This is a genomic window from Nocardia sp. FDAARGOS_372 (assembly GCF_002554515.1).
Taxonomy (GTDB): domain Bacteria; phylum Actinomycetota; class Actinomycetes; order Mycobacteriales; family Mycobacteriaceae; genus Nocardia; species Nocardia farcinica.
In genome coordinates, this window is the sequence record NZ_PDDW01000001.1 from 1,095,634 (window position 1) to 1,112,554 (window position 16,921).

Below are 16,921 nucleotides of genomic sequence, written 5' to 3' on the forward strand. Positions count from 1 at the left end.
GGCGACCTCCCGGTCAGGCGGGGCGGGCGGCGCCGGGGCGGACGTGCCGGGTGCCGATCGGCACGATCATCGGCCGTCCGGAGACCGGGTCCTCGAGCACCGAGGCGTCGAGGGTGAACACCTCGCGCAGCAGCTCGGCGGTGATGATGTCGCCCGGACTGCCCTGGGCCACGATGCGCCCGTCGTGCATGACCACGAGCCGGTCGCTGTAGCGGATGGCCAGATTCAGGTCGTGCAGCACCATGACGACGGTGCGGCCGAGTTCGTCGTGCAACCGGTCGACCAGGTCGAGCACCTCGAGCGAATGCGCCAGGTCGAGGTAGGTGGTCGGCTCGTCCAGCAGCAGGATGTCGGTGCCCTGGGCCAGCGCCATGGAGATCCAGGCGCGCTGGCGCTGGCCGCCGGACAGTTCGTCCAGCGGCCGGTCGGCCAGGTCGGCGATGCCGGTCTGTTCCAGCGCGGCCAACACCTCGGTCTCGTCGTCGGCCGACCACTGCCGCAGCCAGGACTGGTGCGGATGCCTGCCGCGGGCGACCAGGTCGGCGACGGTGAGGCCCTCGGGCGCGACCGGGGTCTGCGGCAGCATGCCGACGATGCGGGCGACGTCCTTGGTCTTCATCGACGAGATCGCCTTGCCGTCCAGCAGCACCTGGCCGGCGCTCGGGCGCAGCAGCCTGCCCAGCGAACGCAGCAGGGTGGACTTGCCGCACCCGTTCGGGCCGATGACGGTGGTGACCACGCCCGGCGCGATGTCCAGGCTGAGCCCGTCGACGATGACGCGATCGCCGTAGCCGAGGCGGATGCCCTGGGCGCCGAGCTGGTGCGCGGCGGCACCGGTGGTGGTGACGGTCATGTCAGGGTCGCCTTCCGATTCATGCGCACGAGCAGGTAGAGCAGGAACGGCCCGCCCGCACCGGCGGTGACGATGCCCACCGGCAGGTCGACGGGGAACAGGGTGCGCGCGGCCACGTCCGCCCCGACCACCAGGATGGCACCCACCACCGCCGACCCGATCAGCGGTTCACCGGCGGTGCGCAACAGGCCGCGGGCGATCTGCGGTGCCGCGAGCGCGACGAAGGCGACCGGCCCGACGGCCGCGGTGGCCACCGAGGCGGCCACGACGGCCGCGCCGACGAGGATCGCCTGCTGGGTCTGGATGCGCACACCCAGGATGCGGGTGGTGTCGGTGCCCATCCGCATCGCCGCCAGCGTGCGGGCCGAGGCCAGCGCGACGAGCGTGACCACGGCCAGTGCGACCGCCGCGGGGAGCAGGCGGTCGTGGTCGGCGCCGTTGAGCGTGCCGGTCAGCCACTGCTGCGCGCGGGCGGCGTCCTCCGGTTTTGCCTGCGCGACCAGCCAGCTCACCCCGGCGCCGAGCAGCGCGTTGACGCCGATGCCGATGAGCACGAAGCGCAGTCCGGTGGTGCCTGCCTCGCCGCCCGGAGTGCGGCCCCAGGCCAGCAGATAGATGAGCACGGCCGTGCCGATCCCGCCGACCAGGGCGGCCAGCGGGGCGCCGACCGTCGCGGCCAACCCGGTGGCGCCGCCGGTGCCGACCAGCACCGCGACCGCGCCGAGGCTCGCGCCGGTGGTGATGCCGAGCAGGTCCGGGCTGGCCAGCGGGTTGTGCAGGATCGACTGGGTGATCGCGCCGGCCAGCGCCAGCGCCGCGCCGATCACCAGCGCGGTGAGCGCGCGGGGCAGCCGCGACTCCAGCACGATGAACCGCTGCGAGCGGGTGCCCCCGCCGCCGAGCACGTCCAGCACGCGGCCGAGCGGAATGGTGGTGTCGCCGAAGGCGATGTCGCAGCAGAACAGCAGGAACGCCAGCGCGGCCAGCACCGCCACGATCGCGATCATCCGCGGCCGCAGCACCAGCGAGACGGGCCCGACCCGCAGCGCGGGCCGCACCCGCCGGAGCGCGGTGTCGGGGTCCTGCACCGTGACGTTCACAGGCTCACCAACTTCCTGCGGCGCACCAGGGCGATGAAGTAGGGCGCGCCGACGACCGCCAGCATCACGCCCACCTGCAACTCGCCCGGCCGTGCGACGATCCGGCCCAGCGTATCGGCGCACAGCAGCAACACCGCGCCGAGCAACGCGGAATAGGGGATGAGCCAGCGGTGGTCCGGCCCGGTGAAGGCTCGCGCGATGTGCGGGACGACCAGCCCCAGGAACGCGATCGGCCCGACCGCCGAGGTCGCCGCGCCGCACAGCAGCACGACCGCGGTGAAGCCGAGCGCCCGGCTGCGGGCGATGTTCATGCCGAGTCCGCGTGCGACATCGTCGCCGAGACCGAGCAGGTTCAGGCCGGGCGCCGCCGCCGTCGCCAGGACCGCGCCCACCGCGATGAACGGCAGCACCTGCCAGAACACCGCGGCATCGCGCCCGGCGACCGTGCCGACCACCCAGAACCGGTAGGTGTCCAGCGCGGTCGCGTCGAACAGCACCACCGCCTGCGTCATCGCCTGGAGGAAGGCCGTCATCGCGGCGCCGGCCAGCACCAGGCTCAGCGGACTGGCCTTGCCGCCGCCGAGCGAGGACGCGCCGAACACCGCGAGCCCGGCCAGCAGCGCGCCGGCCATCGCGAACCAGATGTACTGCTCGGGGTCGGTGAAGGCGAACAGGTACACGCTCAGTGCCGCGAGGAACGCGGCGCCGGAATTGAGGCCGAGCAGGCCCGCGTCGGCGAGCGGGTTGCGGGTGTAGCCCTGGATGAGAGCACCGGTGGCGCCGAGGGCCAGGCCCGCGACGAGTGCCAGTGCCGTGCGCGGAATCCGCAGGCCGCGCACGATTTCCTCGGTGGTGGAGGCGGCCGGGCAGGTGAACGGCCCGTCCGCGCACCCCAGCGCGTGCGCGACCGCCTCGTAGACGGTGCCGGGTGCGATGGCGCGCGCGCCGAGGGCGACGCTGGCCAGGGCGGCCAGCGCCAGCAGCGCGAGCAGGGCCAGCAGGCCGACGCGGCGTCGTCGCCGCACGGTGCCAAGGGTTGTCACGGCGACGACGTGCTCCTGCCTCGATCTGGTGCCAGGGGTTCAGGTCTGGTAAGCCTAACCTATCTTCCCGCTCCGACTCCATCGCGGAGCCGACCCGAGGAGGTTCGATGACCGAGCCCGTGACCAGCATTCCCGATCGTTACGCCGACCCGGTGTTCGGGCGTGCCTGTTCCCGGCTGCGCGCGCTGCAGCCGGACCATCCGCGCGTCTACGCCGTGGCCGCCGTCGCCGAACACGGCCGCCGCCGCTGGTGGAAACTCTCGGAGGGGTTGCGCGAGGGCCGCATCGAGCTGATGTACCGGCGCCACGCCGCCGAGATGACCAACGCCGAGGTCGCCGCCGAGGTGGTCGCGACCGCGCTCATCCACGCCGTCGTCGGCCGGGTGGCCGCGCTGCTGGTGATGGAGGGCCGCGCCTGGGATCCCGGCCCGGAGAACCTGTGGGTGCACAACGACAACGACGGCGGCATCGACTGGGCGGGCCTGGAGGACACCACGATCCGCGTCCTCGACGACGACCCGCTGGTCGGCGCGCACGGCGTCGTCGGATTCCCGTGCGAGCGGGCGATGTCGGTGTGGCTGGCGCACCGCTGCGAGGCGTCGCTGGCGCTGGTGCACCACGGGCTGTCGCGCTGTTCGGGGCTGAGCGCGCGCCGATTCTGGTCGCTGGTGGGCGAATCGGTGGTCGGCGCCGCCACCTACGTGCCGGATCTGGCGCGCACCGATTCGGTGCTGGGGGCGCGCCGCGGGCAGGGACTGCTGGCGGCACTCGAGGAGCGGGGGTTGCCGGTCCGCCGCAGTGCTTGCCTGCTGGGCTGAGCGGGGCGGACGCCGGAATTCGACACGGGAGACCTCGACGCTCTTGCAAGTTAGGTAAGCCTGTCCTATAGTAAATCCCGGCGTGAGGATCGAGCGAGAGTCCTGAGGGCTGCAGTGACCCCCGATCCGTTGCCGCGGCGGGCCCCACCACCATGGGGCCCGCCGCTTTTTCGTTCGCCGCCCTTCCGGCGGCCCGCCCGTACCGCCCGGTCCGGTGAGGTGTAAAGGTGGAACGCATGACGCAACAGCAGACGCCCCCGGTCCAGTCGCTGGCCGGCGTGACACCGGAGATGCTGAACGAATTCGAGCAGGGCACCTTCGCCGACCTGCTCGGCCTGCGCTACACCGAACTCGGCCCGGACCGGGTGCGCGGCGAATTCGATGTGCAGCCGCACCTGTTCCAGCCGGCGGGCATCGTCAACGGCGGCGTCTACTGCACCGTGATCGAGACACTGGCCAGCGTGGCGGGCAGCGTCTGGTACGGCGACCAGGGCACCGTCGTCGGCGTCAACAACAACACCGACTTCCTGCGCGCGGTCCGCGAGGGCCTGCTGCGCGGCGAGGCCACCCCGCTGCACCGCGGCCGACTCCAGCAGTTGTGGCAGGTGGTCATCACCGACGAGCAGGAGCGCGTGGTCGCGCGCGGCCAGGTCCGCCTGCAGAACCTGCCCAAGCGGGACTGACCACACCGGGTGCGCTCGACCGGCGGCACCGCGGTGACCGTGCCAGAATGACCGTCACCCGTCCGCCGACCCGGTGAGGAGCCCGGATGCGCCTGTCGCCGCACGAGCAGGAACGCCTGCTGCTGAGCTACGCCGCCGAGCTGGCGCGGCGCAGGCAGGCCCGCGGCCTCAAACTCAATCACCCCGAGGCGGTCGCGCTCATCACCGACCACGTCCTCGAGGGCGCGCGGGACGGGCGCAGCGTGGCCGAGCTGATGGCCTCGGGCCGCACCGTGCTCACCCGCGACGACGTGATGACCGGCGTACCGGAGATGATCCACGACGTCCAGGTCGAGGCCACCTTCCCCGACGGCACCAAGCTCGTCACCGTCCACCAGCCGATCGCGTGAGCCCGTCGTGATTCCGGGCGAATACCTCTGCGCCGACGGGGTGATCGAGATCAACCCCGACCGCGAACGCATCGCACTCGACGTGGTCAACACCGGCGACCGGCCCGTGCAGGTCGGCAGCCACGTGCACTTCCCGCAGGCCAACGCCGCGCTCGACTTCGACCGTGCGGCCGCCCACGGCTGCCGGCTCGACATTCCGGCCGGCACCGCCGTGCGCTTCGAACCGGGCCTGGCGCAGCGGGTTTCGCTGGTGCCGCTGGCCGGTACCAGGGAGGTGTACGGGATCGGGCCGAACCCGCCCGGCAAGCTGGACGACCCCGAGGGAGAACAGTGACCGAACTGAGCCGGGCCCGCTACGCCGAACTGTTCGGCCCCACCACCGGCGACCGGATCCGGTTGGCCGACACCGACCTGCTGATCGAGATCACCGAGGATCGCAGCGGTGGACCCGGGCTGGCCGGCGACGAAGCCGTCTTCGGCGGCGGCAAGGTGCTGCGCGAGTCCATGGGGCAGTCGCGTGCCACCCGCGCCGACGGCGCGCCGGACACCGTCATCACCGGTGCCGTCATCGTCGACCACTGGGGAATCGTCAAGGCCGACATCGGCATCCGCGACGGTCGCATCTGCGGCATCGGCAAAGCCGGCAATCCCGACACCATGTCCGGTGTGCACCCCGACCTCGTGGTCGGCCCCTCGACGGAGATCATCGCCGGCAACGGGCGCATCCTCACCGCGGGCGCCATCGACTGTCACGTGCACTTCATCTGCCCGCAGCTGATGGACGAGGCGCTCGGCGGCGGCATCACCACCCTCATCGGCGGCGGCACCGGCCCGGCCGAGGGCAGCAAGGCCACCACCGTGACGCCCGGCGCCTGGCACCTGGCCCGGATGCTCGAGGCCACCGACCACTGGCCGCTGAACATCGCGCTGCTCGGCAAGGGCAACACCGTCAGCGAAGCCGCCATGTGGGAGCAGTTGCGCGCGGGCGCTTCCGGTTTCAAGCTGCACGAGGACTGGGGCTCCACGCCCGCGGCGATCGACGCCTGCCTACGGGTCGCCGACGCCTCCGGAGTGCAGGTCGCGCTGCACTCGGACACCTTGAACGAGGCCGGTTTCGTCGAGGACACCCTCGCCGCCATCGCCGGGCGCGGCATCCACGCCTACCACACCGAGGGCGCGGGCGGTGGCCACGCGCCCGACATCATCACGGTGGCCGCGCATCCCAACGTGTTGCCGAGTTCCACCAATCCGACCCGCCCGCATACCGTCAACACGCTCGACGAGCACCTGGACATGCTCATGGTGTGCCATCACCTGAGCCCGTCCATCCCCGAGGACCTGGCCTTCGCCGAGAGCCGCATCCGGCCCTCGACCATCGCCGCCGAGGATCTGCTGCACGACCTGGGCGCCATCTCGATGATCGGCAGCGACTCGCAGGCGATGGGCCGCATCGGCGAGGTGGTGATGCGCACCTGGCAGACCGCGCACGTGATGAAACGCCGCCGCGGCGCGCTGCCCGGCGACGGCGCCGCCGACAACGCGCGGGTGCGCCGCTACATCGCCAAGTACACGATCTGCCCGGCCGTGGCGCACGGCCTGGACGCCGAGATCGGGTCGGTGGAGGTGGGCAAACTGGCCGACCTGGTGCTGTGGGACCCCGCCTTCTTCGGGGTGCGCCCGCACGCGGTGCTCAAGGGCGGCGCGATCGCCTGGGCCGCCATGGGTGACGCCAACGCCTCCATCCCGACGCCGCAGCCGGTGCTGCCGCGCCCGATGTTCGGCGCCGCCGCACCCGTCGCGGCCGCCACGTCGCTGCATTTCGTCTCCGAGCATGCCCTGGCCGACGGACTCGCCGAGCGGCTGGCGGTGCGGCGGAAGCTGGTCGCGGTCAAGGACGTTCGCCGGCTCACCAAAACCGACATGCCGCTCAACGACGCCATGCCGCGCATCGAGGTCGACCCGGACACCTTCACCGTACGGGTCGACGGCGAGGTGTGGGCCGAACAGCCCGCCACCGAACTGCCGATGGCGCAACGGTATTTCCTGTTCTGACCCACGTCGCGCCGACCGGCACCGGTGATCGGCGCGACGCTGCCGTCGGTCGGCCGGATGCCGCCGTTCAGCCGAACGACATCGTCGCGAACGTCGCGCCCGCGGGGTCGGCCAGCGCGCCCACCCGCGACGGGCCGGGCATGTCCGCGGCGGCGGTCACCACCGAACCGCCGAGTGCGACCGCACGTTCGGCGAGCGCGTCGCAGTCCTCGACCCGCAGGGTGACCGACCAGGACGGCGCGGGCTCACCCTCGGTGGCCGCGTGGGCGCCGCCGAACTCGCGGCCACCCGCGCCCGGCGCGAGCGCCTGGTAGGGGGCGACGGTGTCGGTCTCCCACGCGGCGGTCTGGTGGCGCCAGCCGAGCACGCGCGCGTAGTGCGCCATCGCGTCGGCCGGGGCGCCGGTCGCGGCGTACTCCACCCAGCAGGGGTTGTTCACCTCGGCCCAGCGGGCCGTGCCGGGATGGGTGACGAGCTGGGCCACGGCGTACATCGCGCCCGCCGGATCGCCGAGGACCGCGAAGGTCAGCTGTCCGAACACGTCGGTCGGCTCCAGGTACACCTGCGCGCCCGCCTCGCGCGCGGCGCGCACCGTGGCCTCGGCGTCGGGGACGGCGAAGTAGGTCGTCCACATGGGCGGGGCGGTGCTGCCGTCGGGCGCGGTCGCGGGCGCGATGCCCGCGACCGGCGCGCCGTCCTGGCTGAGGATCGTGTAGTGCCCGGCCTCGGGCCCGAGATCGTCGGCCTTCCAGCCGAACAGCTCGCTGTAGAAGGCGGCGGTGGCCGGAATGTCGGGGGACGTCACGTCGAACCAGCAGGGTGCACCCGTGGCGAAACCGGACTGCGTCATCTGTGTCTCCTGGAGAGTCGGAGGATCGGATACAACCGTAGTGACGGGACCGCCCAGGCGAATTCATCGGTACCGCGACGAGCCGTTCCGACCCGCCCGGCATCGCCCGGCCACGGCGGCGGTGGGTAAGGTGCCCGCCGACGAAACGGGGGAGTCGGCAGGCGACGCCCCGGTGACCGGACGCCGCCCGCGGGCGGCCACGCGTGGAAGGGGACGCCGTGCTCGGCAACGATGCGAATCAGGCCGCCGACGAGCTGGCCCGGTGGGCCGAGAACCTGGAGCGCACCGCGCAGCGCTACCAGGACCTGCAGGGCCGGATGCGGGCGATCTCGGTGACCGAGCGGAGCGCGGACGGCAGGATCGCCGTCACCGTCGACGCCGACGGGGTGACCACCGGCATCGAACTCGCACCAGGCACCCGCGGAATGGACCCGGCCGCCGTCGCCGCCGAGCTCATGGCGTGCACGCACCGGGCACAGGCCCGGCTGCGCAGGCAGGTCGGCGAGCTGGTCCACGACCTGGTCGGCCAGGACGGGGCAGGCCAGGCCATCCTCGCGCAGTACGCCGAACGATTCCCCGACCCGGTGCCCGCCGCGCCGCAGGCCGACCCCGCCGCGCATGCCGACCCGGCAGTGCACATCGACCCGGCACTGCACGTCGACCCGCCGGTGCCCGCCGATCCCACGCCGCCGGCGGCCTACACACCGCCGCCGACCACCCCGGGCACCCGTAAACCGGACCGGGACCGGACGGTCGCGCCCGCCGAGCCCGACGCCGACGACCTCTACTACCGGCGCCGCTCCTGGCTGGAATAGATCGGCGGCGGTCCGGCGGAACCGAATCCGGTCCCGCCGCGTCAGAGACAGATGAGGCCGGGGGAGACGGACGAGAGGCGGAGGCGAGATGACCAGTGCCGAAGGCGTGAACATCGAGGTCGGTGTGCTGCGCGCGCACGCTGCCACGGTGACGGAGACGATCGAGGGCGTGCCGAAGGCGCGCGAGGCCGCCGACTATCTCGGCCACGTCGACGACGGCTACGGCCTGCTCGTCGGCCCCTACGCCCGGTCGATCCTGAATCCGCTGCACGACCGGATCTCCGAGCGGTTGCGGGTGCTGGTCGAGGAGACCGGGGCGATTCCGCCCAAGCTGTGCATCGCCGCCGACCAGTTCCAGGCACTCGAAGAAGAGCGCGCCAAGCAGCTCGCCCAGCAGGGCGAGCAGATCGACCGGCAGGGGTGAGGGATGTCCTACGAGAACCAGGTCGGCAAGTTCCTCAACGAGGAGGCCGTCCTTCCCGGCTTCCCGAGCACCTTCGACGACCCGGCCGCCCCCGAGGGCAACGACCTCATCGAGGACAAGGCCGACTTCCGCAACGAGTACTACCAGGAGGACGTCCCGTTCCTCACCAAGGTCGGCGTGCCGAAAGGCCAGGTGGGCGAGACCGATCCCGATGCGCAGATCCTCAAGGGCACCGTCGTCGGTGACACCTTCGAGGGCCTGCACAACGCGTGGGCGGCGTTGCAGGGCCAGGATTCCGGCCGCAACCTGTACGGCGCGGCGCTCAAGGCGTGGGGTGTCGCCGCCGACGCCGTCGAGATCGCCGACATGGCGAAGAACTGCCTGCGCGGCATCCCGCTGGCGAAGTTCGACCCGTTCAACTATCTGGGCGGCCAGCTGATGGGCTGGATGCTCGAACACGTCGAGCCGTTGCGCAAGTCGCTGGATTCGCTGGCGGGCAATCCCGACATGGTGAAGGCGTATTCGTCCTCGTGGGCGAAGATCTCGCAGGAGTTGGCGGGGGTCGCGGCCGACTGGCAGCGGGACTGCGCCACCCGCACGGCAGGCTGGGTCGGGGCGACCGCCGACGCGTATCGCGCCAAGGTCGACGAGCTGACCGCCGACCTGATCACCCAGGCGGGCCTGGCCGACGTGCTGAGCACGGTCAACCAGAAGATGGCCGACGTGGTCGACGGTGTGCGCGGCATCATCACCGAGATCCTCAACAGCCTCGCCGGGGTGCTCGTCGAGATCGCGGCGATCCTGATCGCCAGCGCGGGCAGCGCCTCCCCGGGCCTGATCGCCCGCGCGGTGTTCGAGATCTCGACCGCGACGATGAGCGTCTCGCGGATGCTGACACAGCTGGCGACGGTGCTGTTCGATATCGCGGCGCTCGCCGACGACGTGACGAAGATGCTGGTGGGGGTGGTCGAGGTGCAGGCGGCCGCGGCGCAGGCGTGAAGATCTCGCGGCGGGTCGGGTCAGCGCGCCCGCACCGCCGCGACGATCAGGTCGGCCACGCCGCGCATGCCCTGCGGAGTCGGGTGGTAGGGGAGCAGGGTCTCGGTCGCCAGTACCGGGTCGAACCACCGCACCCCCGCGGGCGCGCACATGTCACGACCCTCGGACGGGCCGCGGGTGTCGACGTAGTCGGCCCCGTGCTCGGCGGCGGCGCGGGCGACGACCGCGTTGAGCCGGTCGAAGGCGCGCTGCACGAGTACCGCGTCCTCGGGACGCAGGCCGACGAGCTCGGGGCAACCACCGGGCCGGACATAGGTCGGCCAGCCGTCCACGATCACCCGGGCGTTCGGCGCGAGCTGCGAAATCCGTTCCAGCGCGGCGGAATACTCGTCGGCGATGCCGTCGATCGCGGCGTCCCAGCCGTCGGTGGTGCACGCGCCCATGCCGAGTCCGGCCAGGTGGCAGCCGACCACATACGAGGTCATGCCGGTGTCGTTGGCGCCGATGTGCACGGTGACGAGCCGGGTCGCCGGGCCGAGGGCGTCGAATTGCGGAGCGATGCCCGGGCCCTGGGAGATGGACAGGTGGTCGATCTTGGCCGAACTGCAGGTGCGGTCGTCCAGCCGCAGGCCCAGTTCGGCGGCGACGAGCTTCGGCGTGTCGGCGGTCGAGCGGGCACACAGCAGTGGCGCGCCGAGGTCGAGGTCGCGCACCCCGGTCGTCGCCGCACCCGAATCACCCAGTGCCACATACTCCGCGCCGCCGTCCGTGGGTGCGGCGGTGGCGCCGGGGAGCAGGACGCCGGGCAGGGCGAGCAGGCCCGCCGCCGCGGCGGCGAGACGGTGACCGAGGGGCATGGTGAACTCCGCTTCGTCGAGGAGGCGTCAATCTGAGACGCATTGGTTCCGGTTTGCACGCTACCGTGCCCGCTCCGCGGGCGGAGCCGATTCCGGCGGCCCGCGATGGCAGACTGCTGATATGACGACAGCTGACTGGGCGGATGTGGACGGCTACCTGGTATCGCACCTGGTGCGCGACCCCGCGTCGACGGCGACGCTCGAGGCCAACGCGGCGGCGGGCCTGCCGCCCATCGACGTCTCGGCCGCCCAGGCCAAGTTCCTGTATCTGCTCGGCAAGTCCCTGGGCGTGCGGCGGGTGCTCGAGATCGGGACACTGGGCGGCTTCAGCACCTTGTGGCTGGCCCGCGCGGTCGGCGAGCAGGGGCGCGTCGTCACCCTCGAGTACCAGGAGCGGCACGCCCGGGTCGCGGGCGAGAACCTGGCGCGCGCCGGCGTCGCCGGGCGGGTGGAGATCCGCGTCGGCGCGGCGATGGAGACGCTGCCCGCGCTGGCGCAGGAGCGGCCCGAGCCGTTCGACCTCGTGTTCATCGACGCCGACAAGGAGAACAACCCGAACTACGTCGACTGGGCGGTGCGGCTGGGCAGGCCGGGCACCGTGATCGTGGTCGACAACGTCGTGCGCCACGGCGCGCTGATCGACGAGGCCTCCACCGATTCGGCCGTGCACGCCAGCCGCGAGCTCGTCGAACTGCTGGACCAGGACCCGCGCCTGGACGCCACCGTGCTCCAGACGGTGGGCGCGAAGGGCTGGGACGGCTTCGCCTTCGCCGTGGTCGACTAGCCGGTGCGCGCCGCCACCCGGGCGGCGAAGCCGTCGCACAGCGCCTCCAGGCCGGCGTAGAGCAACTGTTCCTGGGTGAGGTCGTCCGTGCCCGCGCCGAGCAGATCGGCGAGTGCGGCGGGCGGTTCGCCGATCGGCTCGCCCTGGAGCAGCGCGCGCAACCCGTTGCCCGTTTCGGCCCCCGCGTCCTGGCGCAGCAGCAGCGCCTCGCTGATGTGCGGCAGGGTCGCGCCGGAGATGTAGTTCCATACCGTGAACGTCATCCGCATCGCCTCCCGGGTGCTCACCCCCAGCTCGCGGAAGCCCTCCACCAGCCAGCCCAGGCAGCTCAGGCTCTGCGGGCCGAAACTGTACCGGGGCATGGCGAAGGTCAGCAGCACCCACGGGTGCTGCTGGTAGAGCTGCCAGTCCACCTCGGCGGCGATGCGGACGCGGTCGCGCCACGTCCAGCCGCGACCGGCCGCCGACGGATAGGGGTAGCGGCCGGCGACCTCGTCGGTCATGGCCGCGATCAGCTCGTCCTTGCCGGCGACGTGCCGGTACAGCGACATCGCACCCACCCCCATCCGGTCGGCGATGCGCCGCATGGACAGCGCGTCCAGGCCGTCCTCGTCGGCGAGGGCGATCGCGGCGTCGACGATCGCCTCCCGGCTGAGCTTCGGCTCGGTCATCCCATCACTCACTTCCCCTCGGGAGCCCGTGTGCGTACACTGTACCCCGGCCGGGCGTACGGTGTACGCGAGATGGGAGAGGATTCGGATATGACAGGGGCGCAGCCATGACTCAGGTGCAGGCGCAGCCGCCCGTGGATGCGGCGGCGCCCACGGTCGGCTCGCGACGGGCCTGGCTGGGGTTGGCCGTCCTGCTGCTGCCGGTGCTGCTGGTGTCGATGGACGTCTCGGTGCTGTTCCTCGCGCTGCCGACGCTCACCACCGACCTGGATCCGTCGGCCACGCAACAGCTCTGGATCCTCGACATCTACGGCTTCCTGATCGCCGGCCTGCTCATCACGATGGGCAATCTCGGCGACCGGATCGGCCGCCGCAACATCCTGCTGGCGGGCGCCGCGGTTTTCGGTGTCGGTTCGGTGCTGGCCGCCTTCGCGCCCAGCGCCGCCGTGCTGATCGCCGCTCGCGCCCTGATGGGCATCGGCGGTGCGACGTTGCTGCCGTCGAGCCTGGCGCTGATCTCCACCCTGTTCGCCGACGCGCGCGAGCGTGCCGCCGCCATCGGCGTGTGGACGGCCTTCTTCGCGGGCGGGTCGGCGGTCGGCCCGATCATCGGCGGGCTGCTGCTGCACCATTTCTGGTGGGGTTCGGTGTTCCTCATCAACGCCCCGGTGCTGCTGGTGTTGCTCGCGCTCGGCCCGCTGGTGCTGCCCGAGCACCGCTCCCGGGAACTGGGTCCGCTCGACCTGCCCAGCGTCGCGCTGTCCATCGGCGGCATCCTGCCGGTGGTCTACGCGGTCAAGCACGCCGCCGCCGAAGGGGTGGATCTCGAGGCGGTGCTGATCGGCCTGCTCGGCGCCGTCGTGCTGGTGCTGTTCGCCCGCCGCCAGCGCGTGCTCGACGAGCCGCTTCTCGATCTGGACCTGTTCCGTCGCCCGCAGTTCCGCGTGGCGATCGGCTCCAGCCTGGCCGGCATGATGTCGCTGGCCGCGCTGAGCTACCTGACCAGCGTGTACCTGCAGTCGGTCACCGGGCGCGACCCGCTGGCGGCGGCACTGCTCGGCATCCCGATGGCGATCGCGGTCTTCGTCTTCTCCATGGGCGGTGCGCGGGTGGGCCACGTGCTCGGCGTGCGCGCCACGTTCGTCATCGCCCTGCTGGCCGCCGCGGTGGGCAACCTCATGGTGCTCGGGGTCGGCGTGGACGGCGGCGTCGGCTGGTACGTGGCGGGCTCCACCATCGCGGGCGTCGGCTATGGCCTGGCCTTCACGCTCGTCTCCGATGTCGCCGTCTCCTCGGTGCCGCCGGAACGGGCCGGGTCGGCCGTCGGTATCTCCGAGACCAGCTTCGAGCTCGGCAACGCCCTGGGCCTGGCCCTTCTCGGTTCCCTGGCCGCCCTGGTCTTCCGCTCCGGCGGCGACTTCGGCGACACCCTCGGGGAGACGGTGCAGCACGCCGCGGGCAACGACGCGGTGATCCACGCCGCCCGTGAGTCGTTCGTCACCGGCATGCACGTCGCGACCGGGGTCGGCGCGGCCGTCCTGACGGCGATGGCGGTGATCGCGTGGGTGAGCACCGGGCGCGGGCGGGTGGGCGAGAGCTGACCCCGGCGGGGGCGCCGGGTGTCGGTGGGCCGTGGTAGACCTGCCTCGGTCGGCAGCTGTCCGACCCGCCGTCGAGCGGTGCCCGGGACGGCGACCTTCGGGGAGGGGAGAGCTGGATGCGCGGTGCGGGCGCGCTGATGTCACCGGTGCAACGCGGGGTCGTGCTGGCCGGGCTCGGGGCGGCGCGCTCGCGGGTCGCCGCCTTCGTGGCGGTGACCGCCCTCGGCTCGACGTGTGCGATCGCCTCGCCGCTGATCCTCGCCGGTATCGTCCAGCGGCCGGACCGCCCGGCCACGACGGTGGCGGCCGCGCTGGCCGCCTATGCCGTGGCGGTCGCCGCCGCCCGGTTCCTGTACGACGTCCGCATGGTGCTGGCGAATGCGGTCGAGCAGCGGGTGGCCACGACGGCCGACGGTACGGTGCTGCGCAGCCTCCTGGGCGCCGACGGCTCGCTGGCCGTGGCCAACAACCCGGCGCGCATCGCGAGCGTGGTCGCGAGTTTCCATCGGTCCAACAAGATGCTCGTGCAGATCCTGCTGATGGCCTTCCTCGGCGGGCTCTTCGACGTCGCGCTGTCGTTCCTGGTGATCGGCGGCTATGTCGACTGGACGATCGGTGCCGCGGTCGTCGGCTACGGCGCGGCGAGCGTGTGGCTGACCCTGCGCGCCAACAAGGTCACCAGCGCGTATCTGAAGCGCGCCCAGCACAACAGCGACGAAGCGTCGAACCTGCTCGGCAACGTTCTCACGAATCTGGTGTCGCTGCGGGTGTTCCGCGGCATCGACTGGGTCGTGGCGGCCAACGACCGGTACTTCCGGCGATCCCGGCAGGGGTGGACGGACTTCTACCGTCGCCGGGTCGGATTCGGCGCGCTGCAGGGTGTGCTGATCGTGGTGCAATACGTCGCGGTGTTCGGGCTGCTGCTGTGGCGCGAGGGCACCGCGCAGCTGGCGCAGGTGGTCGTGCTCGTCATGGTCCTGAGCCAGTTGAACCGCCCGTTCGAGTTGATCGCGACCGCGCTGCGGGAATTCGCGGTGGCCAGGAGCATGGCGGCGCCGCTGCAGGATCTGCTGGACGCGCACGCACCGGTTCCGCGGGTCGGCCGGGCGCGGGTGCCCCGTGATCGTGCCTTCGACATCGTCCTGGACGACGTCGGTTACCGGTACCGATCCGACGCCGCGCCGACGGTGGCGGGAGTGCGCGCGGCGATCGAACCGGGGCGCCTCACCTTCGTGGTCGGGCCGTCCGGGGCCGGCAAGTCGACGCTCCTGGGCATCCTGCTCGGCACCCATCCCGGCTACACCGGTTCCGTGCGCGTGGCCGGTGCCGAACTCGCCGACCTCGACCTCGAGGACTACTGGCGCCTGGTCGGGTACGTGCCGCAGGATCCGATGATGATGAATGCCAGCCTCCGCGACAATGTCCTGTTCGGCAGGCCCGGCACAGACGCCGAAGTCCTCGAGGCGTTGCGCGCGGTGGAATTGGGCGGCGGGTGGCTGGCCGAGCTCGACGGTGGCTTGGACTACCGCATCGGGGAACGCGGGAGCCTGCTCAGCGGCGGCGAACGCCAACGCCTGGCGCTGGCCCGCGCCCTGATCGGCGCACCCCGGCTGCTCCTGCTGGACGAGCCGAGTTCGGCGCTCGACGAACAAACCGAGCGCAGCATCTTCGAGCGCCTGCGCGCCGCGGGCCGAGAGATGACCATCGTCGCGGTCACCCATCGCACCGGGCTCGTCCGCGACGGCGACCACGTCATCCGCTGCGGCGCGCCGGTGGCCGAACCGGCACTGCCGCGGTGACGTCCGTGCTGCTCAGGGCGTCGCGGGCCGCAGCCGCCAGAGCACGGTGCGCTCGCGGGAACGAGCGGCGTGGAACGGGTCGGCGCGGTCGGTGCTGCGGGGGTGGCGCGGCGCCGTCTCGGCACGCCCGACGACGGTGAGACCCGCGGCGGCGATGCGCGCCCGGAGCTCGTCGGGGGGACGCAGGCCGAGACGTTCGGCGAGGTCGGACAGGATCAGCCAGCCTTCGCCCTGCGGGGTCAGGTGGTCGGCCAGTCCGGTGAGGAAGCGGTCGAGCACGGCCGAGCCGGGGTCGTAGACGCCGAGTTCCAGCGCCGAGGTCGGATGCCCGGGGAGCCAGGGTGGATTGCACACGATCAGGTCGGCGTGCGCCGGGACGGCGGGCCACAGATCGGCTTCGGTGACGTGCACGCGATCGTCGAGGCCGAGTCGGTGCAGGTTGGACCGCGCACACCGCACCGCGCGCGGGTTGAGGTCGGTGGCCCGCACGTCGGCGGCGCCGCGCTGGGCGAGAACGGCCGCGAGTACCCCGGTGCCGGTGCCGATGTCGAAGACGACGGGGTGGTCGACGCCGGGCGGCAGGGGCGAACGGGCGACGAGGTCGATGTACTCGCCGCGGGTGGGCGCGAAGACGCCGTAGGCGGGGTGGATGCGGGCCCCGAGGGCGGGGATGTCGATGCCTCGGTCGTGCCACTGATAGGCGCCGACGACGCCGAGCAGTTCCGGGAGCGAGACCACGGTCGGGGTGTCGGTGGCCGCGCCCGGCTCGCCGGCGAGATGACCGTAGGCATGCCGACAGGCGGCCCGCACATCGGGTGCCCGGCGGAGCCGGACCGAGTGGTCGCGCTCCACCGCGACCACGACCTTCCCCAGGAGCGCGGCGCGGCGCGCGCGTGCCCGGCGGTGGGCGTGGAAGTGGGCGCCGAGGTCATCGGGTGTCGCGTGCGCGGGTGCCGGGAGTCGACGCCCCATGGCGCGCAACAGGTTACCGGCGTTGTGGAAATCGCCGCGCCACAGCAGGGCGGTGCCCGAACGCGCGAGGCGCAGCGCCGCGGCCGCCGACGTGCGGTCGTCGGCGACGACGACGCGGGCGGGCGGCGGCGTGCCGTTCTCGGAGTGCCAGCGACCGGTTCGTCGCGTTCCGTGCTCGGTCCAGCTGATCGTGGACATGTGATGCTCCCGG

18 protein-coding genes are annotated in these 16,921 nt (G+C 72.3%); 11 read left to right on the forward strand and 7 right to left on the reverse strand.

Annotated elements, in window-relative coordinates; all coding sequences use genetic code 11:
- Window positions 1-13: 13 nt before the first annotated feature.
- From CRM89_RS05580 to CRM89_RS05590, 3 genes are read right to left on the reverse strand one after another with little or no spacing between them, the layout of a single operon-like run.
- Window positions 14-853: an ABC transporter ATP-binding protein gene (locus tag CRM89_RS05580; protein ID WP_060591617.1), complete on the reverse strand. Its 840-nt coding sequence runs from the start codon at window positions 851-853 to the stop codon at window positions 14-16.
- A complete protein-coding gene (locus CRM89_RS05585; RefSeq protein WP_060591615.1) occupies window positions 850-1,953 on the reverse strand; it encodes an iron chelate uptake ABC transporter family permease subunit in 1,104 nt (367 codons plus the stop codon). Before CRM89_RS05585 ends, CRM89_RS05580 begins: the two co-directional genes overlap by 4 nt.
- Window positions 1,950-2,996, reverse strand: a complete 1,047-nt coding sequence (locus tag CRM89_RS05590; RefSeq protein WP_011209053.1) for an iron ABC transporter permease — start codon at window positions 2,994-2,996, stop codon at window positions 1,950-1,952. The genes CRM89_RS05585 and CRM89_RS05590 overlap by 4 nt, the downstream gene beginning before the upstream one ends.
- A gap of 107 nt (window positions 2,997-3,103) precedes the next feature.
- Between CRM89_RS05590 and CRM89_RS05595 the strand changes: the two genes are divergently transcribed.
- From CRM89_RS05595 to CRM89_RS05615, 5 genes are all read left to right on the forward strand, one after another.
- Complete coding sequence (locus CRM89_RS05595; protein ID WP_098083396.1) at window positions 3,104-3,814, forward strand: hypothetical protein; 711 nt, start codon at window positions 3,104-3,106, stop codon at window positions 3,812-3,814.
- Window positions 3,815-4,050: 236 nt separating this feature from the next.
- Window positions 4,051-4,497, forward strand: a complete 447-nt coding sequence (locus CRM89_RS05600; RefSeq protein ID WP_011209055.1) for a PaaI family thioesterase — start codon at window positions 4,051-4,053, stop codon at window positions 4,495-4,497.
- Window positions 4,498-4,583: 86 nt separating this feature from the next.
- Window positions 4,584-4,886, forward strand: coding sequence for an urease subunit gamma (locus CRM89_RS05605; protein ID WP_011209056.1), 303 nt, complete (start codon window positions 4,584-4,586; stop codon window positions 4,884-4,886).
- A 7-nt stretch (window positions 4,887-4,893) separates the two neighbouring features.
- Window positions 4,894-5,220 (forward strand): urease subunit beta, encoded by a 327-nt coding sequence (locus tag CRM89_RS05610; RefSeq protein ID WP_060591610.1) that lies wholly within the window; start codon window positions 4,894-4,896, stop codon window positions 5,218-5,220.
- Window positions 5,217-6,938 carry an urease subunit alpha gene (locus CRM89_RS05615; RefSeq protein ID WP_011209058.1) on the forward strand — a complete coding sequence of 574 codons (1,722 nt, stop codon included), beginning with the start codon at window positions 5,217-5,219 and terminating at the stop codon, window positions 6,936-6,938. The genes CRM89_RS05610 and CRM89_RS05615 overlap by 4 nt, the downstream gene beginning before the upstream one ends.
- Before the next feature lie 67 nt (window positions 6,939-7,005).
- Here the strand turns inward: CRM89_RS05615 and CRM89_RS05620 are convergent, their stop codons facing one another.
- Window positions 7,006-7,788: a VOC family protein gene (locus CRM89_RS05620; protein ID WP_011209059.1), complete on the reverse strand. Its 783-nt coding sequence runs from the start codon at window positions 7,786-7,788 to the stop codon at window positions 7,006-7,008.
- A gap of 218 nt (window positions 7,789-8,006) precedes the next feature.
- On the opposite strand from CRM89_RS05620, the gene CRM89_RS05625 reads away from it, so the two are divergent.
- The 3 genes from CRM89_RS05625 (at window position 8,007) to CRM89_RS05635 (ending at window position 10,026) form a co-directional block, all read left to right on the forward strand.
- On the forward strand, window positions 8,007-8,603 hold the full coding sequence (locus CRM89_RS05625) for a YbaB/EbfC family nucleoid-associated protein (RefSeq protein ID WP_127516067.1): 597 nt from the start codon (window positions 8,007-8,009) through the stop codon (window positions 8,601-8,603).
- 88 nt (window positions 8,604-8,691) lie between these two features.
- A complete protein-coding gene (locus tag CRM89_RS05630; RefSeq protein WP_011209061.1) occupies window positions 8,692-9,027 on the forward strand; it encodes a hypothetical protein in 336 nt (111 codons plus the stop codon).
- Window positions 9,028-9,030: 3 nt separating this feature from the next.
- Entirely contained in the window at window positions 9,031-10,026 is a 996-nt protein-coding gene (locus CRM89_RS05635) for a WXG100 family type VII secretion target (RefSeq protein WP_098083398.1), read from the forward strand.
- 20 nt (window positions 10,027-10,046) lie between these two features.
- Here the strand turns inward: CRM89_RS05635 and CRM89_RS05640 are convergent, their stop codons facing one another.
- On the reverse strand, window positions 10,047-10,883 hold the full coding sequence (locus CRM89_RS05640; RefSeq protein ID WP_098083399.1) for an SGNH/GDSL hydrolase family protein: 837 nt from the start codon (window positions 10,881-10,883) through the stop codon (window positions 10,047-10,049).
- A gap of 121 nt (window positions 10,884-11,004) precedes the next feature.
- Between CRM89_RS05640 and CRM89_RS05645 the strand changes: the two genes are divergently transcribed.
- Window positions 11,005-11,667, forward strand: a complete 663-nt coding sequence (locus CRM89_RS05645; protein WP_098083400.1) for an O-methyltransferase — start codon at window positions 11,005-11,007, stop codon at window positions 11,665-11,667.
- Here the strand turns inward: CRM89_RS05645 and CRM89_RS05650 are convergent.
- The gene (locus CRM89_RS05650) at window positions 11,664-12,338 is read right to left on the reverse strand and encodes a TetR/AcrR family transcriptional regulator (RefSeq protein ID WP_098083401.1); all 675 of its coding nucleotides are present in this window, start codon (window positions 12,336-12,338) and stop codon (window positions 11,664-11,666) included. The genes CRM89_RS05645 and CRM89_RS05650 overlap by 4 nt on opposite strands.
- A gap of 107 nt (window positions 12,339-12,445) precedes the next feature.
- Here CRM89_RS05650 and CRM89_RS05655 point away from each other — a divergent pair, with 107 nt between their 5' ends.
- Window positions 12,446-13,939, forward strand: coding sequence for an MFS transporter (locus CRM89_RS05655; RefSeq protein ID WP_098083402.1), 1,494 nt, complete (start codon window positions 12,446-12,448; stop codon window positions 13,937-13,939).
- A 116-nt stretch (window positions 13,940-14,055) separates the two neighbouring features.
- On the forward strand, window positions 14,056-15,738 hold the full coding sequence (locus CRM89_RS05660; protein WP_098083403.1) for an ABC transporter ATP-binding protein: 1,683 nt from the start codon (window positions 14,056-14,058) through the stop codon (window positions 15,736-15,738).
- Window positions 15,739-15,750: 12 nt separating this feature from the next.
- On the opposite strand, the gene CRM89_RS05665 is transcribed toward CRM89_RS05660, so the two are convergent.
- Entirely contained in the window at window positions 15,751-16,908 is a 1,158-nt protein-coding gene (locus CRM89_RS05665) for a methyltransferase (RefSeq protein WP_098083404.1), read from the reverse strand.
- Window positions 16,909-16,921 lie beyond the last annotated feature (13 nt).